The organism is Arthrobacter sp. B3I9, assembly GCF_030816935.1.
In the GTDB taxonomy this organism is placed as follows: Bacteria; Actinomycetota; Actinomycetes; order Actinomycetales; family Micrococcaceae; genus Arthrobacter.
Genome location: NZ_JAUSYO010000001.1, coordinates 2,584,601 through 2,610,571, shown reverse-complemented (window position 1 = coordinate 2,610,571; position 25,971 = coordinate 2,584,601). Strand labels below are relative to the sequence as shown.

The window sequence follows — 25,971 nt, the reverse complement described above, 5'->3', positions numbered from 1 at the left end:
TTTCCGTCCACGAGGACGTCACGCTGAAGCGGGGCTCGATGCTTGCCGCAACGCTCTTGCGAAGCGGCCGGATCTTCACCTGGGGCACCCCACCACGAAGAGGGTTGCCGTCCAACAAGCCAGGGCTCAGTGCTGGAACTCATGATCTGTAACTAGGACACTATGGGCGCGGGTCGGGCGCCACAAGAAAGTTGACTCCGTATGAAGGGAGGCAGCGAAGGCGCTCAGCGTTTGCCGCGGGGGAAGAGTCCCCTAATCGTCGGCATTGACCCGCTGGTCATCATCGCGTTCCGCGTGTTCCGGCCAGCCACCCTTCCGGTACGCGGCAGTTCCCGCCGCAAGCACAGTCACCGCTAGGGCGCAGTTGCCGATCATAACGGCAACCATCGACAGTGCATTTCCGCCCAGAACCCCCACCAGGGGGCTGATGAGTCCGGCGACGCCGGACTGGAGGGCGCCAATAACTGCGGCCGCCGTACCCGCCATGTGGCCGTACTTCTGCAGGGCCAATATGGAGGCGTTGGCCGGAATCATGCCTTGGGCTGCAAGGACCAGCCACAGTCCGGCCAGCAGGCCGAACGGGCCGCCGGCACCCGTAACTACCACGACGAGCAGTACCAGGGCGAGGCCCAGCTGCACTAAGAGGGCTGTGCGCAGGAGGCGGGCCGGCGGGGATTTTCGAACCAGGGCGGCACTGAGCTGCGCCGACAGGACAAGCGCGGCGCCGCTGAGGGCGAAAACGAGGGCGAATTGCCGGGCGGTAAGGCCGTATTCGTTCTGGAAGACGAAGGGGGAACCACGACGTAACTCATGATCAGGGCCAGCCCAAGCCCGGGGATGACGGCCAGCGCCATAAAGTGCTTGTCCCGCAGCAGGGACCAGTAGGCTCCGGCAACATGCCTGGGGTGGCCCGGACGGCGCCGATCCTCCGGCAGCGTCTCCGGCATGAATTTCCAGACGATTGCCACCAGGACCATCCCGATAAGCGCCAGCGCATAGAAGACGGCGCGCCAGTTCCAGAGGCCAGAGATGGCCTGGCCTACGGTGGGGGCCAGGAGCGGTGCAACGCCGATGACCAGCATCAGCCGGGATAGCAACTGGGCGGCAGCGGAACCGACGAAGCGATCACGGATGACGGCGAGGGCCACCACGGCGGCCGCTGCGTTAAAGAAACCCTGCAGCACACGCAGCCCCGTCAGCGTTGCGATGTCCGGCGTAATGGAGCACAGCAATGAAATGACCACGTGCAGCGAAATGCCAACGACCAGCGGCAGCCGTCGTCCGAACCGATCAGAAAAGGGTCCGATGACAAGCTGACCGATGCCAGCACCGACGAGGGTTCCGGACAACGTCAACTGGACGGCGGTCTGGGTGGTTTGGAAAACGGCCTCCACGGCGGGCAAGGAGGGCAGGTACATGTCCGTGGTCAGGGCTGGAAGCGCGGCCAAGGCGCCAAGCATGAGGACGTACTTGAAGCTGCGGGGTGCCTGCCTGCTGGTGCCGTGGGAGTGGGACGGATCCGTCATGACGAAAGCTTAACTTCCGAGTGAAGGAGCGCAGGAGGTAGGTCCGAAATGTGGCTTACGCCATTCACCGGGTCCGACCTGAACACTCTGGATGGGTCCAGGGGCTAACAGGGTTCCTCGGTGCCGTGACGTCCGACGAGCTGTACTCCCACGGGCATCCCGTGCTCGTTTACTCCCGCCGGTTTGGACAGTGCCGGGCAGCCGAGCACGCTGAAGGGCCCAGTTAAGGCCAGCGCGATTTCCCATACGGTTTTCCGTCCCGCGGCGAAGCCTTCTCGCTGGCCGATGCGCGGGGCGGTGACGGGTGAGGTGGGGCAGAGCAGGATGTCGGCAGCACCGAAGGATCGGTCGAGGTCAGCCCACAAGCCGGCCATCGTCCGGATGAGTCGAGAGCTCCGGTGGATCTGCCCTGCCGTCACCCAGCCCGTCCTGAGGGCGGTGACAGGGCGACCTGAACGCGACTCTCTCCCGTCGGAAATTTGATGCGCAGGACCGGGTCCCGCGTGTCCGCCGGAACGGTGAAACTGACCTCACCGGACTTGCTTGAATCAGCCGGGACGAGGTCGTTGAGACCGGAATCGGGGGATACACTGACGCCGCCGGCGTTCAGCCTGAAGGTGGAGTCCCAGAAGTTTATGTCGTACATGCCGCGGTTGGTGCACCTGACTGAGAAAGCCAATGAGATCTTCCATGTGACGTCGGGACGGGCCTTCGCATCGAGAATCTCATATTCGACGTCGGCAGACCGGTACTTCCGCTCATCGGGAAGCGATACGGCCCACCCTGTACCGTTATCCGGCAGCGGTTCACCGGATGCTGACGCCGCCGGACTGTCCTGCTGCATCGGGCTGCTGGGTCGCGAAGGTCCTGTGCCGGTAGGTGGGCTGGATGCGGTGGCGGGCTTGGCGGCGTCGAATAGACCGAGCTGTCCCAGGCCGAGCAGAAGCCCGGTCACTGCAGTGATCACGGCCGCCACGGCTGTCAGAACGCCGGGCAACGTGGCCCACCAGTTGGTTGGTTTTTCATCTGCCATATCGGTTCCCCTGGGTCCCGTACCGAGGCCATGCCTAGTGATACTCCCAATACTCCGGCCGATAGGGGCCCACGCGCCAGATGGTCGTCGGCCGGCATCAAGCACAGGTAACGCGTCCCGGTCGAATGTTCTCCGGATGGATTCGTGGAAAGCCCGGAGAATGGCGAATCCGACCGAAGAACAAGGCGCCGGGCGGGTTTGGACTACAGGGACGGAAGCAGCTCAAAACGTCGACTGTCTGGCATTCGAAAAAATCGTGGTTCCCGGTTTTGGTGGAGGAGGGCTGCGGGTGGAGAAAGCGCACTGATGGTAGCGCGCCGTGCCGGGTCTCTAGGCTGGGACCGATTGACGGAAGGGTGGTGCCATGCGGAAACTGACTTACGCCATGAACGTGACCCTGGACGGCTACATTGCCGCGGCCGGCGATGACATTGGCTGGAGCGGGCCGAGCGACGAACTGTTCCAGTGGTGGCTCGACCAGGAGCGGGCTAACAGCCTGTCGCTGTACGGCCGCAAGCTGTGGGAGGCAATGAGTTCTTACTGGCCGACAGGCGACCAGCAGCCCAACGCCACCGAGGCGGAGATCGAGTTCGCTCGGAACTGGCGGGACACGCCGAAGGTGGTGTTCTCCTCGACGATTGACAAGGTTGACTGGAACTCCCGCCTGGTCACCGGCGACGCGGTCGCCGAGATCACCCGGCTCAAGGCCGAGGACGGCGGCTCGATGAGCATCGGCGGCGCAACACTCGCCGGGGCGGCCATGCGGGCCGGGCTGATCGACGAATACATGCTGGCCACCCATCCGGTCCTGGTGGGCGGCGGCACGCCGTTCTTCCCCGATCTGGACAGCCGGGTGAACCCGGACCTGGTGGAGACACGGTCGTTTCCCGGCGGCGTGGTCATGACCAGGTTCGAGACGAGGCGCTGACCGCGATCCCTCCGGGCAGTAGGGGTGGACCCCGCTTTTGGCCTCGGTTCCCTGGGTCAAATCCCAAGGATCAGGGCGACGGCGTGACATCGATGAGTACCTTCCCGACGGTGCCCTGCTCCACGGCGTCATGTGCTGCGGCGGTATCTTCGAGCGGGAAGCGCGTCAGCGGCAGGCCGTGTTCCTCGTCGACGCGCAACGCACTGTCCTCCAGCGCCTCGGAGACGGCGGCCACGGCGTGCTGTTTCTGCTCGTCCGTCACGGTGTAGGTGAGGATGAACTGGTATCGGACGTTCTTTGTCATGCTTTCACGGACGGGAACCGTCACTGATTCCCCGGGATTCGCCGCGTAGATGGCTATGGTTCCGCTTGGCTTGAGCACCTGCACGTCCGAGTCGACGTTGGCTGGAGCGTTCACGTCAACGATGGTGTCCACTCCGCCGGGGGCTGCCTCGCGGACGGCAGCGACGACGTCGTCGGTGCGGTAGTTGATGACGGTATGGGCTCCGGCGAGGCGTGCGAGTTCAGCTTTCCGGTCGCCGCTGACGGTCGTGATGACATTTGCTCCAGCCCAGGCCGCCAGCTGAATGGCAGCGTGTCCCACTGCGCCTGCGCCGCCGGTGACCAGTACCGTTCGTCCCGCCAGGGCGCCGGGGGAGAGCCGGGCGGGGCCGTCCTCGTTCGAGGTCAGGGCCCGGTGCGCTGTCAGAGCGGGAATGCCGATGGACGCGCCTGTGTCGAGGGATTCAGCGTCCGGAAGAGCCACTGCCTTGGCCGCCGGTACAACCGCGTACTCCTGTGCCGTGCCCTCATTACTGCCCCAGGCAACGTCCCAGAGCCAGACGCGGTCTCCGATGTTGAATCCCGTCACTCCGGAGCCGACGTCGTCGATCACACCGGCGCCGTCCTGGTTGGGAACCTTCGGTGCTTCCAGTAAGGTGCTTGCTCCTCCGCCTGCCCGGGACTTCCAGTCGGTGGGGTTCACCCCGGAGACCACCACGCGGACCCGGACCTCGCCAGGGCCGGGATCAGCCACCGGCTTGTCCTGAAGCTTCAACACCGAGGACGGACCTGTCTCTTCGTACACAATCGCTTTCACGTCTTCTCCCGATGAGTCGGTTTGCTCGTGGCTGGCCTTACCGAACCAACATATCGAAGGACGGCGGCCAACTTCCTCTCAGTCACTTCCCGCCCAAGCCCTCGCCGGTAGGCACGGTGCTGTATCTTTGCCTCTAAGGGGGAAGTTTCCACGATACGAATAAACTTTGTCGCAATAAGGAGAGCAACGGTGATGGCTGAAAAAGCCCCAGGGGGCGTTCAGGCTGTGGAACGTGCGTTCGAGCTTCTTGAACTGATCACCGACGCAGGTGGTGAAGTGACCCTCAGTGAACTTGCTGGGTCCGCCAACCTTCCCGTCCCTACAATTCATCGTCTGCTGCGTACTCTCGTCAAAGTGGGGTACATTCGACAGCTTCCGAGCCGCCGGTACGCACTGGGTCCCCGGTTAATAAGACTGGGAGAAGGCGCGAGCAAACAACTGGGGGCCCTTGCCCGACCGCAGCTGAAGTCCCTCGTGGACCGGCTAGGCGAGACCGCGAACATGGCAATGCTCGATTCGGACATGGTGATCTACGTGGCCCAGGTTCCGTCGCTTCACTCCATGCGTATGTTCACCGAGGTTGGCCGCCGGGCCCACACGCATGACACTGGCGTGGGCAAGGCAATTCTCGCCCAGTTGGACGACGAGGTGGTTCGCCGCATTGTTTCTCGAGCCGGTATGCCGACGCCCACTGACAAAAGCATTGGTGACCCGGAGTCGCTGATCGCTGACTTGAATCGGATACGAAAGCGCGGCTACTCCATCGATGAGGAGGAGCAGGAGATTGGCGTGCGGTGCTTCGCGATCGCTGTACCCGATGCGCCTACTCCCACGGCAATCTCAGTCTCAGGTCCTGTCTCCCGCGTGGATAAGGCTTTCGCGGACCGAGCCATACCACTACTTCGTCAGGCCGCTCAAGCGATCTCGAAAGAGTTCAACCACGACTAGATGCCATCGCGATGTGGGAACGCCGCCGGCACTCAGTTCGTGATGCCCACATCCGCTCCCACTCGATTCCGCGACGGTCCTTCCGCTATTGCTCCCCGGGTTTCCGGGGTGCGGAGGGACGGTCGAATTGCGTGTTGCCAAGTAACCGCTCCGGTCGAAAACCCTGGAAGAGCAGCTCCTCTTCCCCGAAGATTTCCCGTGCGACTCCCGCACCGACGAACGGCGCCAGCGTGACGCCGCTGTGCGTTGCCGCTACGTACAGCCACGGAGCCGTGGGAACGGCTCCAAGTACGCTCAGGCCGTCAGCAGGGATTGCCCGCCGCCCCACGTTGATACGTTCTATTTCCGCCCCTTCAGTATGCTTCAGGACTGTTTGGAGACGGGCAAGCAGTTCCTTCGCGACTACAGAGTCTGCCGTAGGCTGTTCCGCTGGATCCGCACTGGCGTCGAGATCGAGTGCTTGCAGCAACAGCCGGCCGCCGCCGTCGGGCCTCACGTTCAACCAGGGACTGGTCAACACCCGAGGCAAGGAGATGGGGAGAGGGTTAGTTACGGCCAGGTAGCCGACGGTGATATCGCCGGGTGTTTCAAACTCGGACATGGGCAACGAAACTCCGGCGAGGGCAGTAAGTTCGCTGGTCCATCTGCCCACAGCGCTGACTATCCGGTCCGCTGCGATAGTTGACCCGTCACTCAAACCGACGAGCGCCCCACCGTTCCGTGCCTCCAACCGCTCGACCGCAAGACCCGTACGAAGCGTGACTCCCAGATTCGACGCCTGCTCCAGCATGTATGCCAAGTATAAGTTGGGGTAACAGTGGGCCTCACCGGGAAAAAATGCGACTGTGTCGCATTCTTCCGGTATGAGTAAGTCCGGTATCAAGGTGCGGGCGCGCTCGACGTCGATCCGTTCCACCTCGTATCCCCGTTCGCGGAGGCGGCCGATCCGGCGCAGGAGGTCTTTCCGATGGGCCTCATCAGTGGCAAACTCCACGTGCCCACGACTCTCAAACCAGTTACAGCCGGGGACTGACGCGGCGAGTCGGCAGTGCGCTTTAAGCCCGGCAAGGTTGAGTTCGAAATAGCTTGAAGGCTCCTTGTTATGGGAATTCACCCAGGCGTACGAGGTCGAGGACGTTCCAGCGCCAGGCCAATCCTTTTCCACGACGGTAACGCTGGCGCCGCGACGGGCCAGTTCTACTGCGATACTGACGCCGATTACTCCCGCGCCGACGACAACTATATTCATGCCTTCAGTTCCTAACTTGGTGACGTTTCCAGGGGCGGTCAGAGAACTTTGCTGAGAAAGCTCTTGGTCCGCTGGTGTTGGGGCCTAAGCAGCACTTCCTCTGGGGGACCTGCCTCAACCACAACGCCCCCATCCATGAAGACGACGGAGTCGGCAACCTCGCGAGCGAATCCCATCTCGTGAGTGACCACGATCATGGTCATCCCTGTCGCTGCGAGGTCTTTCATGACATCGAGGACCTCACCAACCAGCTCAGGGTCAAGAGCAGACGTCGGTTCGTCAAACAACATCAACTTCGGGTCCATGGCCAGAGCGCGTGCAATCGCGACTCGCTGTTGCTGCCCACCGGACAGCTGTCCTGGGTAGGCAGACGCTTTGTCGGCAAGCCCGACCCGGTCCAAGAGGGTGCGCGCGCGATCGCCGGCGGCTTTCTTGTTCTGGCGCTTGACGCCGACAGGCGCCTCCATGATGTTCTGTAGGACCGTCATATGCGGGAACAGGTTGAACTGCTGAAAAACCATGCCCACCTCGGCCCGCATTCGCGTCACTTCCGCCTCCGGGAGCTCATACAGCTTGCCGTGGCGCTCTGTGTAACCGATGAGCTCACCCTCTACATAGAGTTGGCCGGCGCTGATGGTCTCCAGGTGATTAATAAGCCGGAGAAATGTCGATTTTCCTGAGCCGGAAGGTCCCAGCAGGGTGACGACTTCTCCCCGCTTCACTTCCAGGCTGATTCCCTTCAGAACCTCTACGTGCCCGAAGGACTTGCAGACGCTCTCGGCGCGTACCATCGGCTCCATCCCCAGCCCTTTCGGCGTCGTTCTTACGCTAGCTTCCATTGCTGGCTCCTCGCCGTCGCTGCAGATTAATGAGACTGCGCAACCGACCATGGCTGGCCGTCCGATCACTCCTACTGAACCGGCGTTCCAGGTAGTACTGACCGACTGTGAGGACGGACGTCACAATGAGGTACCAGATGGAGGCAGTAAGAAGGAGCGGAATGGTCTTGAAGTTGACGGAATAAATGAGCTGGGAGGCATAGAGAAGCTCAGGGAATGAGAGAACACTGACCAGGGACGTTGTCTTAAGCATTGAGATGGTGTTATTTGCCGTCGGGGGAATGATTACGCGCATCGCCTGGGGAAGAATGATCCTCCGCAGAATGCGGGCTCTGGACATTCCCAAAGCTTGGGCCGCTTCAACTTGACCCCTGCCCACCGATGATATTCCGGCACGGACAATCTCAGCCATGTACGCCGCCTCGTTTAGAGAAAGACCAAGAATGGCAGCCACCAGCGGCGTGATCAGAGTGTTCGTCTCGGACGTGAAAAAGCTGGGTCCAAAAGGGATACCGAAAGATAACGTCGGAAAGAGCGCCGAAATGTATCCCCAGAAGAGGAGTTGCACGAAGACCGGTGTCCCGCGGAAGAACCAGATGTAACACCAGCTCACCGCTGACAGCGCCGGGTTGGTGGACAACCGCATTATGGCGAGGATTACGCCGAGTACCACCCCAATCAACATAGCGATGAGCGTCAGCTGGAGCGTCTTCGACAGGCCGTCCAGGATGCGCGGCGACGTGAAATACTCGCCGACAGTGGCCCATCCGAAGTTGGGGTTTGTGAGTAAGGTATCGACCAGCATGGCCAGGAGCACGGCGATGATGAAATACAGCACCCACCGCCCAGGGCGGCGCAGCTTGACTACTTTAAGCGGTGCGGTCCGCTCGTTTTGATGAGTTAGTTCGTCTGAAGCGATCACGGCCTACCCTTCTATCTGCGATCTCCCGAGTTCAGGAAAGGGCGCCGTTAATTTCCGACTTTTCGATTTTGACCGGCTCAAGGTTCCATTTCTTCAGCGCCTTGTCGTAGGTGCCGTCTTCCATAAGCTTGTTCAGGGCTGCATTTATGGGCTGGACCAGCGCGCTCCCCTTGGTGAACGCAACGCCGCCCGGGTTGGGGTTCTTGAGGAGGGGGCCGACAGTTTCAAAGGCCTCCGGGTTCTTCTGCGCGATGTCCAACAACGGCGGCGCGTCGAGCATTACGCCCTCGATGCGTGAGCTCTGGAGTGCCAGCTGCGCCTGCGGTCCGTCCTGGTAAGCCTGGACCACCGGCGGCTGGAGGCCCGCCTTGGTGCAATCTTCAGTCTGGCTAGGGAGGAATGTCGTCTGTTGGAGCGAGCCTCGAATGACGCCGATGCTTGCACCGCAGGCAAGGTTCGCCTTGATGTTCTTGGGATTCCCTTTCTTTACCAAGATCAGGGTGCCGTTGTGGTAGTAGGTTGCGAAATCGACGATCTTCTCCCTGGCTTTGGTATCACCGATGGAAGACATGGCGATGTCAACCGATTTGGCCTGGAGGGCAGGAATTATCGCGTCGAACGACGTCGGAACAAATTCGATCTTCACACCCAGCATGGATGCCACGGCATTTGCGAGGTCCGGTTCAAACCCTTCAAGTGTCTTGCCGTCTGAACCGGTCGATACGAACGGCGGATAGGCGGGATTGATGGCCATGCGGATCACTCCCGCTTTTTTCGTCTCTTCCGGAACCATGGCGGCGAGAGCTTCGTCCCGGGCTGGCGCTGAACTGGTTGCGTCAGCTGCCGCAGCCGGTTTCGCGTCACTCGGTGACGAGTTCAGGCCACACGATGTCATCGAAATGAGGCTTAGCGACAATGCGATGAAAGTGACCCTGCGAACGCTACGTTGTTGACGCATTTCTGCTCCTTATTTGCGAAAATCCTGAGGCGACTTAGTGTTGATAACTGCCTCGGCGTCGAGGTTGCTACCACAGTAGGGTTCGTCCTAGTGTTTCGCAATAGGAGACGGAAATTCCGTATGGTGGAGTCCCTTATATGTCACGAGTATTTTGACGGCCGGTAGTTTAAGCGTTGTTTGGGCGGCAGCGCTCTGAAGGACCGCCCCGATCGTGGAATTACGTTTTGACACTCTGCAAGCGATGCCGTTTCGTCACCCCCGCTACTCGGCGCTCCCCGCTACTCGGTCCCAGCCCCAGCGCACGGCTTTGTTGGGAAGCGGGTGAGTGTGCGTCACCTTTGCCCCTACTGTCGATTCCGGTCCCTCTGGCAAAGAGCAGATCCGCATACTCCCAGGCGGGCGTTCCCATTGACACGCAAGTAGCGCGGGACTACCGTCAGGTGACATTAATGTTCCATATCGTGGAATTCAGGAGGGTTGCCCAGATGGCCGACTATGTAAAGACGAACGGCCTCAGCGTCGCCGAAGACCTGTACATGTTCGTCGGTGCCGAGGCGCTGCCCGGCACTGGGATTCAGGAGGAAGCGTTCTGGGCCGGCGCAGCGGATCTGATCCAGCAGTTTTCGCCGCAGGTCAAAGAGCTTTTGGCCACCCGTGAACGTTTGCAGGAGCAGATCGATGAGTTTCACCGTTCCCGGGCTGGGGAGCAGACAGATGCCGGCGCCTACGAGGATTTCCTTCGCTCGATCGGCTACTTGGTCGACGAGCCGGGGGAGTTCACCATCACCGCCGCCGGCGTCGACCTTGAGATCGCCACTATTTCCGGGCCCCAACTGGTGGTCCCGCTGTTGAATGCGCGGTTTGCCGCCAACGCGGCCAACGCGCGCTGGGGCTCGCTCTACGATGCGCTGTACGGCACCGACGTCATCGACGAGGCGGACGGACGGACGCGCTCGGGCGGCTACAACCCCGTCCGAGGTGAAGCCGTCGTAGCCCGCGGGCGCCAATTCCTCGACGACTATATCGGGCTGACTGCCGGGTCCCATGCCGATGTCACCGGGTACCGCATCGCAGAAGGTGTGCTCGTTGCCGAGATGCCGGACGGTCCGGCGTGGCTGGCAGAGCCGGGGCAGTTCGCGGGCTATCGGGGATCTGTGGAAGAACCAGAAGCGGTGCTGTTCGTTCACCACGGCCTGCATGTCGAAATCCAGCTCGACCGCAGCGACCCTATTGGTTCGAACGATCTGGCCGGTGTTAAGGACATCGTGCTGGAGTCCGCATTGACAACGATCATGGATTTGGAGGATTCTGTCGCGGCCGTTGACGCCGCAGACAAGGTCGCGGGCTACCGGAACTGGTTGCAGCTGATGCAGGGCAGCCTTACCGCCGAGGTCGCCAAAGGCTCAGGCAGCTACATACGCAGGCTCAATCCCGACCGCGCGTATACAGCCCCCGACGGCTCAGAACTGGTCCTGCCAGGGCGCTCGCTGCTGCTCATCCGCCAGGTGGGTCACCTGATGACCAGCGACGCAGTACTCGATGCCGCCGGTGCCCCCGTTCCAGAGGAGATCCTGGACGCTCTCTTCACTGGCCTCGGGTCCGTGCATGACCTGCGCGGCCCCCACGCAGGGCGAAACTCGCGGACAGGGTCGGTGTACATCGTGAAGCCGAAGATGCACGGGCCCGCTGAGGTTGCTGTGGCCTGCGCTCTGCTTGCCGGCGCCGAAACCGTCCTGGGCCTCCAACCGCGCACGCTGAAGATCGGCGTTATGGATGAGGAGCGTCGCACCTCTTCCAACTTGAAGGCCTGTATCTGGGAGGCCCGGGACCGTGTAGCGTTCATCAACACCGGTTTTCTCGACCGTACGGGCGACGAGATCCACACCTCGATGCTCGCAGGCCCGATGGTGCGCAAAGCCGACATGCGAAATTCCAGCTGGATCCAAGCCTACGAGGACGCGAACGTCGACGTCGGGCTCGAGTGCGGATTCAGCGGCCGGGCTCAGATTGGAAAGGGGATGTGGGCGGCCCCGGACAACATGGCTAACATGCTGGCCGAGAAGGGCGCGCATCCGCTCGCCGGCGCTGACTGCGCCTGGGTGCCATCACCGACCGCCGCGACACTGCATGCCATCCATTACCATCAGGTCGACGTGGATGCCCAGCAGGTCCGGCTCGCTGGAAAGCGGCGCTCGACGCTGCGGCAACTGCTCACGATCCCGGTGGGCGACCCTTCCGGCTGGACCCCAGAGGCACGGCAGAACGAACTTGATAACAACATCCAGAGCACCCTGGGGTACGTGGTCCGCTGGGTCAATGACGGCGTCGGATGCTCCAAGGTCCCCGATATTCAGGGCACAGCGCTGATGGAGGACCGCGCCACCTGCCGCATCAGCTCGCAGCACGTTTCCAACTGGCTCCTGCACGGCATCGTGACCAGGGAAGAGGTGGAAGCGTCGCTGCGGCGGATGGCTGCCGTGGTCGATGAGCAGAACGCCCTGGACCCGGGCTACCTCCCGATGTCCCCGGCGTTCGACACCGAGGCGTTTCTGGCCGCCCGGGAGCTGGTGCTCGACGGCGCCGTGCAACCCTCGGGGTACACAGAGCCCGTTCTTCACCGGGGCCGCGCCAAGCAGAAGCAGATTGAGAATTTTGCAGGGAGCGCTTCATGAAGATCGAGCTGGCGGCCGCGCAGTCAATTATCTCGGAGGCACTGGCGGTGGGTGGGCGACAGGGCTTCAAGCCGCTCACCGTCGTCGTGCTTGACCCCGGCGGCCACGTCATCGCTGCCGCACGCCAGGACGGTGCCTCGAACAGCCGTTTCGAAATTGCCCAGGGCAAGGCCTACGGGGCACTGGCCTTGGGGATGGGATCACGGGCGATCATGGAGCGGGCCGAGCAGCAGGGCTACTTTATTGCCGCGGTAACTGCCACACTGGGCGGCCGCCTGGTTCCGGTTCCCGGGGGCGTGCTCGCTCGGGATGCTGACGGCGCCATTATTGGTGCCATCGGAATCAGCGGTGACAGCTCTGACAACGACGAGGCGGCTGCATCCATGGCGATTGAGGCGGCCGGTCTGCAGCCACAAGTGGCCTGAGGAGGGGTCAGCGCAAGCCGGGCTGCGGCGCCATGTCAGGATCGACTCGACGACGTGGGCGTCAACGTCAACCCCATGCCCGCCAGTGAAACCTCTGTTGAGCCGTACTGAAAGTTGCGTTTCGGGTCCGGGCCGCGAAGGCTTCTGTTACCGCTCGATGCTGACGACGAGATCGAGGTGGATGTCTTTATCGGTGACAAGGCGATGTTGGAGGTAGCGGGAGAGACTGGCGTCCGTGGTGGTGTGAACGCTTTGTGGAATCGCTCCCCGGAGGAGAGCCTTTGTGTTGGTGGACTTGACCACGTCCAGCGGCGCCCACCCGCGGTGGCTTGAGGTGAGGCGTTCCAGGTCGGTGTGGAAGGAGCGCATGTGGTTGCCACGGACGGTGGCGCACATGGTGAACGGAATGAAGGTAGTGGGCAAGAGAGGTCCTTTCACGGGCCATCCGATGGTCGGGGTCCTAGTGGAACAAGGCTGTGCTGGGTTTGGGTATTCCTGTTGAGCTGAGCAAGAGTTCAACATCACGGGCCGGACCCGGTCGCCGTCCGGCTGGTGCGTCACAACCGAAATGACGTGGCAGGCGGAGCGGCTCGCTTGCGGTTTGGGCGAGCAATATTATGGCAAGCGAGGGGACGCTCAATGGCGAAGGTACCGATCGTTTTTAGGAGCACGCACCGGGTTAAGTTCTCCGAGCTCGACCCGTACAACCACGTGAGCACGGGGAGATACGCCACCTATTACGCAGATCACCGGATGGAGGGCCTGCGGGACTATATCGGGTGGGATCTGGAGACGCTGGGCACATTGCCGTTCATGGTCTGGGTCCGGCGGATGGAGATCGACTTTCTGCGGCCTGCCCGGGGCGACCAGGAGATCACCATCACGTCTTTCGTGCGCGAGTTCCGCGGACCCGATGCGCTTATCGAGTGCGCCATGGCCGATTCCCGCGGAAATAACGTGTCGCGATGCGTCATGACCGTTGCCCACGTCGACAAGGAAACGAGTCGTGCGACGGACTGGCCGGCCGACGCCATGGCGCTGTTCTTCGAAGACGAAGCCCCATGAGCGCATAGGGTGCAATGGTGGCGTGTAGCGGACCGGCGCCATCGTCCTTCTTGTGTTCATGCTCCTCGGCCCTGACCCGGCCGGCCAGCACTACGACCATCCGACCCGGCAACGTCACCTGGGCAGCCGACGGCTGCAAGTCCGATGATGAAAGTCCGACCAGGTTCGACCTTTTCGGCCCACGAGGTCGTAGGCTGAGCGCACCATAGAGACAGCGGGCGGGGGCAGTATCTCCATCCGCAGATGAACGAAGGAGATGTCATGTTGCTTTGGATAGCCATAATTATCGCCGTTCTCTGGCTGCTCGGCCTGTTGGCCAACATCGGCGGCGGACTCATCCACATCCTGCTGGTTGTGGCCGTGATCGTCCTGGTCGTCCACTTCGTTCGCGGCCGATCCCGCGCTTGACCGCAGCCCTGGCGACGCAAGCCTTCAGGGACAGATAAGAGGGGAAGACTATTGCGGTCTTCCCCTCTTCTTTCGGCCCGTTACCACCGTTCCAACCGGTACGTTACATCGCCCGTCGCCAGCCGTGGCACCATCGACAACCACCTGTCTCCCGGCCGTGCGAAACGCGTTGCCAAGTACCCCAAGAAAACTTCCAAGTAGCTACTACTCGTGATTGCGCCGAAAACCATCCGTACCTTGGACCTTTAACGGGCCGGCTCAGCGGCTCCGGGATGGCCGACTCTGAGGAGACTCCTCATGAACCCCCTCGATAAAAGTCGAACCGGCGGAATCGAGAGTAAAGGGCGCCGTCGAGACTTCCTGCCTGACCGGTCACCTCCCGGCTACAGAAGGCTGAGTCCTACTCCCCACTCTCTTCCCACTCCTTGCGTCACAGCGGCCGGGTACAAACGCCCCCCGTGCGAAGGCGAGCCACAAGCCACCCGAGAAGAACGGAATCGATTATGACCAAAACCAGATCCGGTGTGGCGCGGGGGCGCGCCACATTCGGGACGATCGGGTTGGCGGTGGCAGCCATGGCCGTCGCACTGCTGTCCCCGACGGCAGCGTCCGCGGCCGTGGACAACCCGGCTCCGAGTCCGCTGGTGTCCTTCACTTTCGACGACGGGGCCCTCAGCGCGTTGACGCAGGCCGCCCCGACGCTGAAAAAGTATGGGCTCACCGGCACGAACTACGTCATCACCAACTGCGTCGGCAAGACCACTGTGCCCAACACCTGCCGGGCGGACACGGATGTGCCCTATATGACGTGGGACCAGATCCTGCAGCTGCAAAACACCTACGGGTGGGAGATCGGGTCGCACACCGTCAGCCATCAGTGCCTGGTGAGCGCTGGCGGCGACTGCCAGGCCACCAAGCTGACGGCCGCGCAGGTCACCGCCGAGCTCGCGAACAGTAAGTCGACCTTCGCCGCCCACGGCATTCAAACCACTGCGTTTGCCCCGCCGTACGGCGATTACGACATGTCGGCGGTTGCCCAGGTGGCCAAGTACTACAGCTCGATGCGCGGCTTCGCCGATACGGGCAACAACCCCTGGCCGCTCGGGGACTATCTGCTCCGCAACGTCCCCGTGCAGGAGGTCACCACCCCGGTCGCCACCCTCAAAGCCAAGGTCGACGAGGCAATCGCCAACAAGACCTGGGTGGTGTTCACGTTCCACGACATCCGGCCGACGCCGAGCAAGAACCCGGACGACTACCAGTACGGCACCGCTGAGCTGGACCAGCTTGCCGCCTACGTGAAGACCAAGGTGACGGCCGGCCAGATCAAGAACGTCAACATCAGCAAGGGCCTGGTGAACGGCAGCCCCAACAAGTTCGCGAATCCGACGTTCAACAGCGGCATTGCCGGCGGCTGGCGGACCGATTCCCCGGCGACGGTCACCGCGGACGCCGGAAACAACGGGAGCTATCCGGACGCCGCCAAGTCGGTGAAGCTGGTCTCGGGCACCACGACGGGCCACCTGTTCTCGCCGATGGTTCCGGTGTCGCGGTCGACCAAGTACGTGTTCAAGGCCTTCCTGAACGTGGCTGCGATCACGAGCGGTGAGGTGGGTTTCTACGTCGACGAGTTCGACGCCGCCGGGAAGTGGATCTCCGGGCAGTTCCGCAAGCGGGAGAACACGCGGTGGGTGGAGGCGATGAACTTCGACTACACGCCGACCTCGACCAGCGTGGCCTCGGCGAGCCTGCAGATCTGGGCGACCGGCACCGGCATCACGGCCTACGTGGACAACGTGCAGATGCTGGCGCTCACTGCGGAGACCGCCCCGGGGACCGTACCGGGCACCGCACCGGACCCGGCGCCCGCTCCGGGCCCCGCTCCCGCTCCCGGCGGAACCGTACCGGCCGCTGCCACGACTGGTATCGGGGAGGAGGCCGCAAAGGCAAGCCTAGGATCGCCCACCTCGGCCGTCGTTTGCGGCTTAATCAGCGGCGGTTGCTACCAGAATTACCCGGGCGGCGCGATCATTTGGTCCCCGGCCACGGGAGCGCACGTGAGTGTCGGCGGAATCCGCGCCGCGTGGGCCGCCACTGGTTTCGAAAGCGGCGGGCTCGGCTATCCGACTACCAATGAAGTCTGCGGGCTGCGCAGCGGCGGTTGCTACCAGAATTACCAGGGCGGCGCGATCATTTGGTCCCCGGCCACGGGAGCGCATGTGAGTGTCGGCGGAATCCGCGCCGCGTGGGCCGCCACTGGTTTCGAAAGCGGCGGGCTCGGCTATCCGACTACCAATGAAGTCTGCGGGCTGCGCAACGGCGGTTGCTACCAGAATTACCAGGGCGGCGCGATCATTTGGTCCCCGGCCACGGGAGCGCACGTGAGTGTCGGCGGAATCCGCGCCGCGTGGGCCGCCACTGGCTTCGAAAGCGGCGGGCTCGGCTATCCGACTACCAATGAAGTCTGCGGGCTGCGCAACGGCGGTTGCTACCAAAATTACCAGGGCGGCGCGATCATTTGGTCCCCGGCCACGGGAGCACACGTCAGCGTCGGCGCAATTCGGCAGGCTTGGGCGGCCCAAGGGTACGAAAACGGCAGGCTCGGCTACCCCACAACCAACGAGTTCCCCACCGGCGGTGGCAGCGTCGCGCAGAACTACGAGGGAGGACAGATCTCCTGGTCCCCACTCACCGGCAGCCGGATCAGCTGAACCTGGCAAGGATTCGAAGCTCGCGGGTCGAGACAAAGAGAGACACCCCGGTCTTTGAACTGGGGTGTCTCTCTATGTCTCGACTGGTGCCCGGCCTAATGTCGGAAAACGCTGATGACGGGGAACTGCAGGGTCATCGTGCCGATGCTTTAGCCGGAAACTCCTCCGAGCCGGTGGGTTCGATGGGAGGTGCAGCGTTCATCTGCTGGCGTACCCGCGACAAAATGGTGTAAATGGCCAGACGGGCGCGGTTCTGGTTCCCGAGCGGCCGATGCTCTAGAAGGGCGTGCCAGGGGTTGAAGGAGAGGTTGTCCGCGAAGGCACGCTGGGCGGGGGAATCGAAATGCTGCCGTGGCAGGCGCAGTACCGCCACTGGGACGGGCGGGGAGAGCCGCTCGGGCCAAACGACGCCGGCATGCTCGATGGGCATCCGGCGCGGGTCAGTCTGGACCTGCACCAGCATGTCAAAGATGACGTCGCGTTCGGCGAGCGTGGTTGCGAGGGCCTCGCGGAGGTAGTCCGGGCCCGGCCGCAACGGCACACGCCGGAACGGAAAGGGCCTGACGACGAAGCGGAACTGCACCGCCTGGCCGGCGCCAAGCAGGTAGGGGACGCAGCTGTAGTAGGTGGCCTGCAACGGGCTTGCGGCTGTCTTGGCGTAGAGGCCCTGCATGATCAGATCGGCCCAATGTGATCTTCCGGGCCTGATGAAGTAGAGCAGGGGCGTCCGGTTCCACACCTCCTGCTGCAGCTGCAGGTTCTCGCGAACATCCGGCGTGGTGAAGGTGGGGGCACTGATGCCCAGGAAGTCCTGCGTATTCTTTTCGTCCTCAATGAGCTTTGTGCCTGGAACTCCCGTCACCTTGACGCCGATGCTCATAATGGCGTTGTCGTGGAGGTCGGCTGGGGCCAGGGGGCCCGGCCCGGCCAGCCGGACCCAGGCCCGATAGGTCCCGGGCCGGGCGAAGAGGCCGTGGCGCAGGTCTTCCGGGATGCTGTCCGGGACCTCGAACTCGCCGCGCACCACCCCGTAGGTCTTCGTGTTGCCGGCCCGCTGCGCCTGGCCCGGGCCGTACTCCCGGCGGAGAAACTTTTCCATGGTGGCGATGATCTCGCCCACGATCTGCTCTTCGCCGGCTATCCGCCGTTCCCGTGCCAGGCCCGGGCCGGGATCCGGCAGGCGGTGCCGGACGACCCACTGCGCCGCGCCCTGCAGCGGCGGCCGTACGAGCTTGTCGATGGCCGGCCGGAGCAGGGGATCAATGCGGCGCCCCAGCCACAGCACCCTGGTCAGCATGTCATTGAGTGCCCGGCCAGTGTTCATGTCATGGACCGTTCGCGAGATAGTTCAGGGCGCGGATGCCGGGGAGGAAGAAGTACGCCCCGCCCCTGGTGGTGACGAACGAGGGGACGTCGAGGTAGCGGTTGCGGAACGGCGTCCCGGGAACCGTGAAAGTCGACGCTCCCGGGCCCCGGGTTCCGGTGACCGGATCAACGTCCTCGTACAGCCCGTCAAATTTGGTGCTGTCGAGCCACGTGTGCTGCACAAACTCGAACTGTCGGGACAGGTTGGCTACCAGGGCGATGAACTGCAGCCCGCGTTCATTCCCCGGTGCGCCGCCGTCTTTCACGGGCCCGTAGTTGCGGCCACGCCGGAGCAGGCGGTGCCGGTCGGTGACTGCCAGGGACTCCGCAGAGCCCGGGCGCGGATCCAAGGCGTCACGCGGGTTTGCCCGCCGTATGTGGGCGCCAATGGGACAGGATAGGCCAAGCCGGTCATGGGCGTGGTAACCAAAGTCATTACTCTGTGCCAGTTCCGGTCTGTCCTGGTCGGAAGCCAGGGCCAGCGGTGCCCCGCTTGGCCACCGTCCCACCATCTTTGCGGCCAGGGCGGTCGCCGCCACCGGGTCCCCGCCCGACGCCTGCCTGGCGTATGCCCAGAATTCGTCGACGCTCTGGCGGAGGGTCCGGAGCACGAGGTAGGTTCCGTTACGGCCAAGGTCAGCTTCGCCGGACCCCGAGGGGTCGTCCGGCAGAAGCCGGTCCGGATCCGAGGCCCGCAGCACCATCGGGCGCTCCGTCAGATGGCCATATTCATTCGGATACCCGAGCACGAACTCGCCGATGGCCACCGGCCGGGGCGCGGAGAAGAGGCCCTCCTGCGCCCGGCGCGCCGTGGAGGCGAATTCGTCCAGCCTGGGCTGCGAAATTCCGTCACGGAACCCGAACGGTTCCTCGGTCGACCAGGGGCTTGTGGTCAGCACCCCGGCCATCGACAGCTGGTGGGTTTCCGCGAGGGCATCGACCTGGGTGCAGGCGGCCTCCAGCCGGTCTGCGGAAGGCGCATATGTCATCACCAGCAGGTCGACCCTGGGGTTGCCGGGTCCGCCCCAGGCCCAATTGGCGGGGTCCTGGTCGCCGACGTCCCCCAGAAAGACGCTTCGCTCGGCCGTGGCCATGCCTTCGAGGAACTCCAGCGGGAACTGCGCGATGACGTCGTCCGATACCGACAGCTGCTTCAGGCAGGACGCCGTCATTGCCACCTGGGTCACCACCTTGACCTCGCGCTCCGCTGCGGAGGTGACTATCGGGTGCAGGGCGGCGAGAAAGGCACGCCCGGAGCTGCGGCCGGCCGCAGTGTAGAGGCAAAACCTGGCATGGGGCAGTGAAGTATAGCCCGACCGCAGCAAGCCTTGGAGGTCGGACAGGTCCGGTGAGGGTGAGGGGTTCAGAGGCGGGCCAGCCACAGCTGTGCCTCCTTGTCGTCGAGCTCGCGGGTCAGTCCCTGCCTGATCCGGGCATTGTTTTCGATATTGACCGCGGTAAGTTGCGGGTACGCGGAGTATCTCAGCGGGACCGTCAGCTGATGCCGGCGCAGGTAGTTCTTGAAAGCCTGCTCGTTCCGTGCCCCGTCAAGCAGCAGGAAACGGGTGCGCGGGTAGCCCTGGCCGTTGCTGAAAACCGCATTCAGGCCCCAGGCGACCTTGTCGATGAAGTCATCCATGTAACTCTCCAGGCTGCCGTCGTAGATACTGAGGAACGCCATCCGCCGGTGCTCGTCCAGGAAAACCCAACGGGCGAAGTGGATGCTCGTCACGCCCGCCAGCGACCCCCTGTTGAACACGTGGCGGGCAGCTGCGTCGAGCGACCACACAGCAACGATCGTGCTGGCCTGCCGCAGGCGGCCGGCCTTGATCACGCCGAAGGCAGCGAACGGGTTGGCTGTGGGACTGTCCTCCTGGGCCCGGAGGATCCGGACGGCCGCAGGATCCGGCCGCTCGGTGGCCACCCAGTCGCGTATCTCCCGCCACCTGATGGCCAGCAGCCCGCCCACAACCGCGATAACGAGGACGGGGCTGAACGCTATCAGCAGCAGGAGAACGGCCGCGAGCCGGGCCTTCTCGCTGTACCGGCGGAGCAGCGGCAAAGACCGGGCCCTGCTGAGGGCAAAAGCGAGGTCGGTCCGGCTCCGGATCTCGTCCCGAAGGATCCGGTGAATTTGCGCCGGGGGCAGGACTCCCAGCTCGTTCCGGCGCTGGTCAAGGATGTCCTCCAAAGCCTCATGGAGATGGGCTTCGCCCCGGACCTGCTGCACGCCCCTCCCGACAGTATTGACGTAGTAGGCGCCCGTGCGCACCTGGTGGCGGCGCAGCCAGGCCAGCCGGGCACCCGCAGCGGGAGCTTGCGGAAACCCCTCGCAGTGGCGGAAGACCGAATCTGTGAACTCTGCGCCGGCGGTGCCAAGGTCGTGCAGGTGTCGACGGGCCGGTCCATCGACGTCTGCGGCATAAACCAGGCTCGCCGGGATAGGCCGACCGCTTAGATCCTCGCCGTCCGGAATGACTAAAACCCGGGCGAAATGCACGTTCTGCAGGGCGTCGAAAATGCCGGTTATCGGGGGTGCGGCGGACTGCAGGCGAGCCAACTCCTGCAGGGCTTCGGCCGAGGTACCCGGACGCAACGGCGCCCGGACCGTCACCGCACTCTGGTAAGGCGTTGGCCCGTCACCCTTCGCGTGCGTGAAATCCAAAGCGAACTTGAGGATCCGGTGGTTGCTCCAGTAGACCATCCCCAGGAACACCCCCGGCGCTACCTCCCGGATCTCGTCGCGGATCCACCGGGCCACACGGGAAGTACCGCTGTAGTCGAGGATGATCGCTTCGTTGGCATCGAACCGGCTCGGTCCGTAGTAGACCTTCGCCGCGATGGCGGGCGTGCCCAGCGGCCCCACCTTGTTGCGGAGAGTCCCGGTCCCGGAGTCGAAAATCTTGCCCTGCCAGGCGACCCGGCGGGCCAGCGAGGCTGCGGCCGCCGCAACCGGGGACGCCGGCGCGATGATGAATGTTCCCTCACCGTCACCGACGGGTATGCGCCCCGCAGGGGACCTGCGAAAGAGGTCATCAAGCTCCGAGTCCGGGATGCGCAGAAATTCCTGCGCTGTGCTGGATGCGTGTGCCATAAGCGATGCTCTTCCTGCCGGTAAATCTGTAAAGGCCCGCGTCTCGGCACCAAGAGTGCTGCGCCGATGCGTGCGGCTCAGCGCTTGCGGCCGATGAGGGACAACACGGTATTGAAGGCCGAAATGGTGACCAGCGTGACACCTGCCCGCTTGGGGAGCTTTCCGTAACGTGCCGCCAGGAAGGCGGCTACAGTGTCACTCCCGTGGATTATTGGGGCAATGTTGGCCGCACGCTCCAATTCAGCACCTTTCAGCAGCAGCAAATCCAAACCGATGATGACGGTTCTGATGCCGAACATCCGGAAGGCGTACTTTGCCGCTGTTGCGTTCTGGCCCTGGTCGGAGAACCTGCCCACCAGCACGTGCGGCATCGTGAGGGCGAGCGTGCCGAAAGTAAGACGAATGGCTCCAAGCATTTTCCGCGCTACCGCACTGAAGGTTGAGTCTGGCATTGCCGTCTCCCTTGCTGAGGATAGAAACACAAGTGAAGCGTTACCGCGTTACTGCGCCGTTATCCGTCACGTGCGTGGCACAGTCTCCAGCGTGCGAGCTGTCGGGGGCAAGACCTGAACCACGGCCCGCATCAGCTGTGGCTTGCGCATTCAGGTATAGGCTGGTATAAGCAACCAGCGATGGTGCTGGTGCTGACCAAGGAGCCGTACCATGAGTGTCGAATCAAGCTCTCCGGCGGGGACTTTCCCGGCGGAAAGTGGTCGCAGGACTGAAAATCCTTTGCCGGCCCAAGGGGCTGTTGTGTCTTCGCAGGCAGGTGTGAGCCCGCCCTTTGCTGATCCGGCTGCTTTAGGCCTGGGCGCTTTCGCGTTGACCACGTTTGTCCTCAGCGTGATCAATGCCGGCCTCATCCCCAAGGCGGTCGAACCGGTAGTCCTGGGACTTGCGCTGTTCTACGGCGGGCTCGCGCAGTTCGCCGCCGGAATCTGGGAATTCGCCAACCGCAACGTCTTCGGCGCGACGGCCTTCTGCTCGTACGGGGCATTCTGGCTGTCCTTCTGGTTCTTGAGCCAGTTCAGCGCGGGCAGCCTTCCGGCTGCGGACGCCGGCAAGGGCATCGGCCTTTACCTTCTCGCCTGGGCGATCTTCACTGCCTACATGACCGTCTCCGCGTGGCGCGTCAGCATGGGCGTCTTTACCGTTTTCGTCTTCCTGACCCTGACCTTCATCGCGCTGTTCCTCGGCGCCTTCTCCGGGGCAGCGGGGCTGACCGCCCTGGGCGGCTGGCTCGGCATCGTGACAGCGCTTGTCGCTTGGTACTGCTCCCTCGCCGCGGTCGCGAACACCACCTACAAGCGGACAGTGCTTCCGGTGGGGCGACGGTGACAGGTTATGGCAGCAGACCCAACAGAATCGGATGAAACCCTCGCGAACCCAGGAACAGAGCAACCGGCGGTTTCATGATCCGGGGCGCCCCGGCCATTCCTTGCCCGCCCAGGGGTCGTAGTCGGCGATGAGCGCCTGCTGTTGCGGACGCTCATTTTCGGGGACATGCTGGAGGTTCACGCGCACCCGGTACCAGAGCGAACTCGATCCGCGCATCCCGTCCACAAGTATGTCGGCGGGATGCAGGGCCGGGAGGAGGTCCGCATGCAGGCTCTTCCATTCGTCGAGCGCCGCGAGCGCCTCCGGCTTGGTCTTGGTACGTGCTACCTCGATCAGGGGCATCACCGACTGCCGGCGGCCCGAGCCGTCGCCGCCGCGCGGCGGCTTTTCGGCGGGGCCGAGCTCGGCAGCCAGGGCAAGGAGCCCGTCGAGGGAGCCGACGGCGTCGTCGATCCCGGCGTGGGGGTCGCCGAGGTCTGCGAACCGCTCGGGCACCGTCAGCACCGTGAACTGGTCGGGCCGGGCGGAAGCGACCTCGTCCCACGTGAGCGGCGTCGACACGCGGGCGTCGGGCAGGGGCCGGATGGAATACGCCGACGCCACGGTGCGGTCCTTGGCGTTCTGGTTGAAATCAACGAAGACGCTCTCGCCCCGCTCCTCCTTCCACCACCGTGCGGTGGCGAGGCCTGGAGCGCGGTTTTCGACCTCGCGGGCAAGGGTCTCGGCGGCGAGCCGCACGTCGCGGTACGACCACCGCGGCGCGATGCGCACCAAAATGTGTAGTCCCCGGGAACCGCTCGTCTTCGGCCACCCCACCAGCCCGACGTCGTCGAGCACCTCCCGCGCGACGTAGGCGACGTCGACAATCTGGGACCAGTCGACGCCGGGCATCGGGTCAAGGTCGACCCGGAGCTCATCCGGGTGGTCGAGGTCTTCGGCGCGCACGGGGTGCGGGTTGAGGTCCAGGCATCCGAGGTTCACGACCCACGCCAAGCCGGCAGCATCGTGGATCACGGCCTCTTCGGCCGATGTCCCTGACGCGTAGCGCAGCGTCGTCGTAGAGATGAAGTCGGGGTGGTTTTCGGGCACGCGCTTCTGAAAGAAGGGCTCGGCGCCGATGCCCTTCGGAAAGCGCTTGAGCACCATGGGCCGTCCGCCGGCGCCCCGTAGCGCACCGTCCGCGACGGCGAGGTAGTAGCGCACCAGGTCCAGCTTGGTGAGCCCGGGCTCGGGGAACACCACCTTGTCCGGACTGGAGATGCGAACCTCGTTGCCGGCTACGTTGAGGATCTCCGGGGGAGTCTTCGATGGGCTCATGCCGCCACGCTAGCAATGATCGGGTTTCCCGCCAACGGCCTCTCTTGATCCTGCCGGCCGCCTGGCAGGCTGGCGCAAAGCTCGGCTAGCGCCCCGTCTCATACACCGCGGCAACGTCTTCGCGGCCGTGACCGGCCTCCACCGTGGACTTCAGGCGGTCGCGCACCGCTTCGACGAAGGGCAGCCCGGGTTCCACGTTCTCCAACGTCAGGTCCACGTCTTTGAGCGCCAGGTCGACGGCGAACCCCACCGGGTAATCCCGCTTCTCCATGAGGTCCATCTTGGCGAACGCAAAAGGCATGGCCAGGGGTGTGGCCTTGAGCGTGCGGACCAACGTCTCGTGCGGGACGTCCAGTGCGTCACACACTGCCAGGACGTCGGCCGCCGCGACTGCCGAGGCGGCCAGCCAGGTGTTGATGGCCAGCTTCAGGGAACTTGCCTCCGCCCCGGTGCCGACGACCTGGATTTCCGTGCCCAGTATCTCCAGCACGGGGCGGGCAGCGTCCACTGCTGCTTCCGGGCCGGCAATAAGCCAAACCAGCGAGCCTTGTTGGACTTGAGCGGTACTCCCCGATACCGGAGCGTCAAGATATGCAATGCCCTGCCCGGCGGCGAGGTCGCGGAGCGTACGTGCGTGGACGGGCCCGACCGTGCTGACCTGAACCCACACGGCGTCCGGACGCATGGCGGGCAACATCTCCTCGGCGACGCCGGCCACCGCCGGTCCGTCACGGAGCACGGTCAACACAACGTCCGCGTCGGCGACGGCTGCCGGGACCGTGCCTGCCGCGACAACCCGGTCCGCCTGCCCGGCCGCCTCTTCACCCCGTGCCGGCGTCCGGTTCCACAATTGAACGTCACAGCCTGCCTCGCCTAAGCGGGCGGCCATGGCCGCTCCGAGCGCGCCAGCACCGAGTACTGCAATCGTCGCCACAATGGTTCTCCTGTTTGAGGGATTCTCCTGGCTGAGGGGCCTTGAGGAATTTTCCCAACGTAGCGCCCCGGCCCACGCCGTCCATTCTGCCGCGCCGCGGCGCTGCGTTCTACAGCCGCCATGCGGGCAGCTGCACGTAGCATTGGCCTCGTGGCTCACGATACCGCGGTTGAGTTGGCGCGACTGCGTCGAGGACTGGTCGCTTTCTGCTACCAGATGCTGGGTTCGCCGTTTGATGCGGAGGACGCCGCCCAGGACGTCCTGGAGCGCGCATGGCGTGCTCGGGACTCCTTCGATCCGGAGCGGGCCTCGTTCCCGACGTGGTGCTTTCGTATCGCGCGGAACGTATGCATCGACCGGCTGCGCACCGCTCCGCGGCGTCCGCTCCCGCGCGACCTCCAGGCTCCTGGGCTGGAGGTCGGTGCACCCCTGGTGGCCGCCGTTGACGTCCCGTGGCTTATGCCGGCGCCGACCTCCTGGTGCACCACGTCCGCCGTCGAAAGTTCCGCTGAACGGGCGCAGGACGTCAGGCTGGCGGTGACGGCGATGCTGCAGAAATTGCCGCCGCGGCAGCGCGGCGTCCTGGTGCTCCGCGACGTTCTGGGCTTCACTGCCGCGGAAACGGGTGCGGTGCTTGGGATGAGCGTGGCATCGGTCAACTCCGCGTTGCAGCGGGCACGGGATGCGGTTCGGGATGGAGCACCCCGGCGCCAGCCGTTGGCGCCGGGGGCCGTGGAGCGGTATGCGCGTGCCATTGAGCAAGCGGACGCTGACGAGCTTGCCTCGCTTGTGGCCGAGGACGTTGTTTTCGAGATGCCGCCCGTGCCGAACTGGACGCGCGGACGGGAGCCCTACCGCGCCTTCATGAAGCATCTGTTCTCCTGGCGCGGGACGGAATGGCAAACACGCACGGTTTCGGCCAACGGGCAGCACGGCATTCTGCTTTACCGGGGAACGCCGCAAGCGTGGGAGCCGCACACCCTGCAGCTGCTCGACGGCGATGGTTTCGGGGCGATCGGGCACGTGCTGGTTTACCAGGACGCGTCGCTGTTCGAGCTCTTCGAGGGTGAGTTTTCGCCACGCCGATGATTTTGCGCGCCCTGGCCCGTATGACCTGATGAAGCATCCATCCCACCAAGG

At 63.8% G+C, this 25,971-nt stretch carries 25 protein-coding genes and 1 riboswitch; of the genes, 9 read left to right on the top strand and 16 right to left on the bottom strand.

Going from position 1 to position 25,971, the window contains the following annotated elements; genetic code table 11:
- Nucleotides 1-33: 33 nt before the first annotated feature.
- Nucleotides 34-147, bottom strand: a riboswitch (SAM riboswitch).
- A gap of 105 nt (nucleotides 148-252) precedes the next feature.
- The 4 genes from QFZ65_RS12280 to QFZ65_RS12265 all read right to left on the bottom strand — a co-directional run bounded on the left by QFZ65_RS12280 (nucleotide 253) and on the right by QFZ65_RS12265 (nucleotide 2,559).
- Nucleotides 253-639, bottom strand: a complete 387-nt coding sequence (locus QFZ65_RS12280) for a hypothetical protein (RefSeq protein WP_306910783.1) — start codon at nucleotides 637-639, stop codon at nucleotides 253-255.
- Nucleotides 639-1,526, bottom strand: a complete 888-nt coding sequence (locus tag QFZ65_RS12275; RefSeq protein WP_306910781.1) for a Bcr/CflA family efflux MFS transporter — start codon at nucleotides 1,524-1,526, stop codon at nucleotides 639-641. The genes QFZ65_RS12280 and QFZ65_RS12275 overlap by 1 nt, the downstream gene beginning before the upstream one ends.
- A 104-nt stretch (nucleotides 1,527-1,630) precedes the next feature.
- Nucleotides 1,631-1,945, bottom strand: coding sequence for an amidase family protein (locus QFZ65_RS12270; protein WP_306910779.1), 315 nt, complete (start codon nucleotides 1,943-1,945; stop codon nucleotides 1,631-1,633).
- The gene (locus QFZ65_RS12265; protein WP_306910777.1) at nucleotides 1,942-2,559 is read right to left on the bottom strand and encodes a hypothetical protein; all 618 of its coding nucleotides are present in this window, start codon (nucleotides 2,557-2,559) and stop codon (nucleotides 1,942-1,944) included. Before QFZ65_RS12265 ends, QFZ65_RS12270 begins: the two co-directional genes overlap by 4 nt.
- Before the next feature lie 364 nt (nucleotides 2,560-2,923).
- On the opposite strand from QFZ65_RS12265, the gene QFZ65_RS12260 reads away from it, so the two are divergent.
- Nucleotides 2,924-3,487, top strand: a complete 564-nt coding sequence (locus QFZ65_RS12260; protein WP_306910775.1) for a dihydrofolate reductase family protein — start codon at nucleotides 2,924-2,926, stop codon at nucleotides 3,485-3,487.
- Nucleotides 3,488-3,557: 70 nt separating this feature from the next.
- Here QFZ65_RS12260 and QFZ65_RS12255 read toward each other — a convergent pair whose 3' ends face one another.
- Entirely contained in the window at nucleotides 3,558-4,586 is a 1,029-nt protein-coding gene (locus tag QFZ65_RS12255) for an NADPH:quinone reductase (RefSeq protein ID WP_306910773.1), read from the bottom strand.
- 192 nt (nucleotides 4,587-4,778) lie between these two features.
- Between QFZ65_RS12255 and QFZ65_RS12250 the strand changes: the two genes are divergently transcribed.
- Nucleotides 4,779-5,534 carry an IclR family transcriptional regulator gene (locus QFZ65_RS12250; RefSeq protein ID WP_306910771.1) on the top strand — a complete coding sequence of 252 codons (756 nt, stop codon included), beginning with the start codon at nucleotides 4,779-4,781 and terminating at the stop codon, nucleotides 5,532-5,534.
- An 85-nt stretch (nucleotides 5,535-5,619) separates the two neighbouring features.
- On the opposite strand, the gene QFZ65_RS12245 is transcribed toward QFZ65_RS12250, so the two are convergent.
- From QFZ65_RS12245 to QFZ65_RS12230, 4 genes are read right to left on the bottom strand one after another with little or no spacing between them, the layout of a single operon-like run.
- Complete coding sequence (locus tag QFZ65_RS12245) at nucleotides 5,620-6,783, bottom strand: FAD-binding oxidoreductase (RefSeq protein WP_306910770.1); 1,164 nt, start codon at nucleotides 6,781-6,783, stop codon at nucleotides 5,620-5,622.
- A gap of 38 nt (nucleotides 6,784-6,821) precedes the next feature.
- Complete coding sequence (locus tag QFZ65_RS12240; RefSeq protein ID WP_373427641.1) at nucleotides 6,822-7,583, bottom strand: amino acid ABC transporter ATP-binding protein; 762 nt, start codon at nucleotides 7,581-7,583, stop codon at nucleotides 6,822-6,824.
- A 28-nt stretch (nucleotides 7,584-7,611) separates the two neighbouring features.
- Complete coding sequence (locus QFZ65_RS12235) at nucleotides 7,612-8,544, bottom strand: amino acid ABC transporter permease (protein ID WP_306910765.1); 933 nt, start codon at nucleotides 8,542-8,544, stop codon at nucleotides 7,612-7,614.
- 31 nt (nucleotides 8,545-8,575) lie between these two features.
- Entirely contained in the window at nucleotides 8,576-9,502 is a 927-nt protein-coding gene (locus QFZ65_RS12230; RefSeq protein WP_306910763.1) for an ABC transporter substrate-binding protein, read from the bottom strand.
- Nucleotides 9,503-9,951: 449 nt separating this feature from the next.
- On the opposite strand from QFZ65_RS12230, the gene QFZ65_RS12225 reads away from it, so the two are divergent.
- Complete coding sequence (locus QFZ65_RS12225) at nucleotides 9,952-12,174, top strand: malate synthase G (protein ID WP_306910761.1); 2,223 nt, start codon at nucleotides 9,952-9,954, stop codon at nucleotides 12,172-12,174.
- Nucleotides 12,171-12,599 (top strand): heme-binding protein, encoded by a 429-nt coding sequence (locus QFZ65_RS12220; RefSeq protein ID WP_306910759.1) that lies wholly within the window; start codon nucleotides 12,171-12,173, stop codon nucleotides 12,597-12,599. The genes QFZ65_RS12225 and QFZ65_RS12220 overlap by 4 nt, the downstream gene beginning before the upstream one ends.
- Nucleotides 12,600-12,746: 147 nt before the next feature.
- Here the strand turns inward: QFZ65_RS12220 and QFZ65_RS12215 are convergent, their stop codons facing one another.
- A complete protein-coding gene (locus QFZ65_RS12215; protein ID WP_306910757.1) occupies nucleotides 12,747-13,022 on the bottom strand; it encodes a hypothetical protein in 276 nt (91 codons plus the stop codon).
- A gap of 216 nt (nucleotides 13,023-13,238) precedes the next feature.
- Here QFZ65_RS12215 and QFZ65_RS12210 point away from each other — a divergent pair, with 216 nt between their 5' ends.
- The 3 genes from QFZ65_RS12210 to QFZ65_RS12200 all read left to right on the top strand — a co-directional run bounded on the left by QFZ65_RS12210 (nucleotide 13,239) and on the right by QFZ65_RS12200 (nucleotide 16,783).
- Nucleotides 13,239-13,664, top strand: coding sequence for a thioesterase family protein (locus QFZ65_RS12210; RefSeq protein ID WP_306910755.1), 426 nt, complete (start codon nucleotides 13,239-13,241; stop codon nucleotides 13,662-13,664).
- Nucleotides 13,665-13,925: 261 nt separating this feature from the next.
- Nucleotides 13,926-14,072: a lmo0937 family membrane protein gene (locus QFZ65_RS12205; protein ID WP_306910753.1), complete on the top strand. Its 147-nt coding sequence runs from the start codon at nucleotides 13,926-13,928 to the stop codon at nucleotides 14,070-14,072.
- Between the two features lie 503 nt (nucleotides 14,073-14,575).
- Nucleotides 14,576-16,783 carry a polysaccharide deacetylase family protein gene (locus QFZ65_RS12200; protein WP_306910751.1) on the top strand — a complete coding sequence of 736 codons (2,208 nt, stop codon included), beginning with the start codon at nucleotides 14,576-14,578 and terminating at the stop codon, nucleotides 16,781-16,783.
- Nucleotides 16,784-16,916: 133 nt separating this feature from the next.
- On the opposite strand, the gene QFZ65_RS12195 is transcribed toward QFZ65_RS12200, so the two are convergent.
- The 4 genes from QFZ65_RS12195 to QFZ65_RS12180 all read right to left on the bottom strand — a co-directional run bounded on the left by QFZ65_RS12195 (nucleotide 16,917) and on the right by QFZ65_RS12180 (nucleotide 21,694).
- Nucleotides 16,917-18,107 (bottom strand): catalase family protein, encoded by a 1,191-nt coding sequence (locus QFZ65_RS12195; RefSeq protein ID WP_306910749.1) that lies wholly within the window; start codon nucleotides 18,105-18,107, stop codon nucleotides 16,917-16,919.
- A 1-nt stretch (nucleotide 18,108) separates the two neighbouring features.
- Nucleotides 18,109-19,530, bottom strand: a complete 1,422-nt coding sequence (locus QFZ65_RS12190; RefSeq protein WP_306910747.1) for a Dyp-type peroxidase — start codon at nucleotides 19,528-19,530, stop codon at nucleotides 18,109-18,111.
- Nucleotides 19,512-21,242, bottom strand: a complete 1,731-nt coding sequence (locus QFZ65_RS12185; RefSeq protein WP_306910745.1) for a hypothetical protein — start codon at nucleotides 21,240-21,242, stop codon at nucleotides 19,512-19,514. The genes QFZ65_RS12190 and QFZ65_RS12185 overlap by 19 nt, the downstream gene beginning before the upstream one ends.
- A 77-nt stretch (nucleotides 21,243-21,319) precedes the next feature.
- Entirely contained in the window at nucleotides 21,320-21,694 is a 375-nt protein-coding gene (locus tag QFZ65_RS12180; protein WP_306910742.1) for a hypothetical protein, read from the bottom strand.
- 301 nt (nucleotides 21,695-21,995) lie between these two features.
- Here QFZ65_RS12180 and QFZ65_RS12175 point away from each other — a divergent pair, with 301 nt between their 5' ends.
- Nucleotides 21,996-22,580: an acetate uptake transporter gene (locus tag QFZ65_RS12175; RefSeq protein ID WP_306910740.1), complete on the top strand. Its 585-nt coding sequence runs from the start codon at nucleotides 21,996-21,998 to the stop codon at nucleotides 22,578-22,580.
- A 72-nt stretch (nucleotides 22,581-22,652) separates the two neighbouring features.
- Here QFZ65_RS12175 and ligD read toward each other — a convergent pair whose 3' ends face one another.
- On the bottom strand, nucleotides 22,653-23,897 hold the full coding sequence (gene ligD, locus QFZ65_RS12170; RefSeq protein ID WP_306910738.1) for a non-homologous end-joining DNA ligase: 1,245 nt from the start codon (nucleotides 23,895-23,897) through the stop codon (nucleotides 22,653-22,655).
- Between the two features lie 85 nt (nucleotides 23,898-23,982).
- A complete protein-coding gene (locus QFZ65_RS12165) occupies nucleotides 23,983-24,990 on the bottom strand; it encodes an NAD(P)-dependent oxidoreductase (protein WP_306910737.1) in 1,008 nt (335 codons plus the stop codon).
- On the opposite strand from QFZ65_RS12165, the gene QFZ65_RS12160 reads away from it, so the two are divergent.
- Entirely contained in the window at nucleotides 24,952-25,920 is a 969-nt protein-coding gene (locus tag QFZ65_RS12160) for an RNA polymerase subunit sigma-70 (RefSeq protein WP_306910735.1), read from the top strand. The genes QFZ65_RS12165 and QFZ65_RS12160 overlap by 39 nt on opposite strands.
- The last annotated feature ends 51 nt before the right edge of the window (nucleotides 25,921-25,971 follow it).

What these genes read in the sequence shown, in the direction of transcription:
- QFZ65_RS12275 (WP_306910781.1), bottom strand. Translation starts at nt 1,526, where the DNA reads ATGACGGATCCGTCCCACTCCCACGGCACCAGCAGGCAGGCACCCCGC.
- QFZ65_RS12265 (WP_306910777.1), bottom strand. Translation starts at nt 2,559, where the DNA reads ATGGCAGATGAAAAACCAACCAACTGGTGGGCCACGTTGCCCGGCGTT.
- QFZ65_RS12260 (WP_306910775.1), top strand. Translation starts at nt 2,924, where the DNA reads ATGCGGAAACTGACTTACGCCATGAACGTGACCCTGGACGGCTACATT.
- QFZ65_RS12250 (WP_306910771.1), top strand. Translation starts at nt 4,779, where the DNA reads ATGGCTGAAAAAGCCCCAGGGGGCGTTCAGGCTGTGGAACGTGCGTTC.
- QFZ65_RS12245 (WP_306910770.1), bottom strand. Translation starts at nt 6,783, where the DNA reads ATGAATATAGTTGTCGTCGGCGCGGGAGTAATCGGCGTCAGTATCGCA.
- QFZ65_RS12240 (WP_373427641.1), bottom strand. Translation starts at nt 7,583, where the DNA reads ATGGAGCCGATGGTACGCGCCGAGAGCGTCTGCAAGTCCTTCGGGCAC.
- QFZ65_RS12230 (WP_306910763.1), bottom strand. Translation starts at nt 9,502, where the DNA reads ATGCGTCAACAACGTAGCGTTCGCAGGGTCACTTTCATCGCATTGTCG.
- QFZ65_RS12225 (WP_306910761.1), top strand. Translation starts at nt 9,952, where the DNA reads ATGTTCCATATCGTGGAATTCAGGAGGGTTGCCCAGATGGCCGACTAT.
- QFZ65_RS12220 (WP_306910759.1), top strand. Translation starts at nt 12,171, where the DNA reads ATGAAGATCGAGCTGGCGGCCGCGCAGTCAATTATCTCGGAGGCACTG.
- QFZ65_RS12210 (WP_306910755.1), top strand. Translation starts at nt 13,239, where the DNA reads ATGGCGAAGGTACCGATCGTTTTTAGGAGCACGCACCGGGTTAAGTTC.
- QFZ65_RS12205 (WP_306910753.1), top strand. Translation starts at nt 13,926, where the DNA reads ATGTTGCTTTGGATAGCCATAATTATCGCCGTTCTCTGGCTGCTCGGC.
- QFZ65_RS12200 (WP_306910751.1), top strand. Translation starts at nt 14,576, where the DNA reads ATGACCAAAACCAGATCCGGTGTGGCGCGGGGGCGCGCCACATTCGGG.
- QFZ65_RS12195 (WP_306910749.1), bottom strand. Translation starts at nt 18,107, where the DNA reads ATGAACACTGGCCGGGCACTCAATGACATGCTGACCAGGGTGCTGTGG.
- QFZ65_RS12185 (WP_306910745.1), bottom strand. Translation starts at nt 21,242, where the DNA reads ATGGCACACGCATCCAGCACAGCGCAGGAATTTCTGCGCATCCCGGAC.
- QFZ65_RS12180 (WP_306910742.1), bottom strand. Translation starts at nt 21,694, where the DNA reads ATGCCAGACTCAACCTTCAGTGCGGTAGCGCGGAAAATGCTTGGAGCC.
- ligD (WP_306910738.1), bottom strand. Translation starts at nt 23,897, where the DNA reads ATGAGCCCATCGAAGACTCCCCCGGAGATCCTCAACGTAGCCGGCAAC.
- QFZ65_RS12160 (WP_306910735.1), top strand. Translation starts at nt 24,952, where the DNA reads ATGCGGGCAGCTGCACGTAGCATTGGCCTCGTGGCTCACGATACCGCG.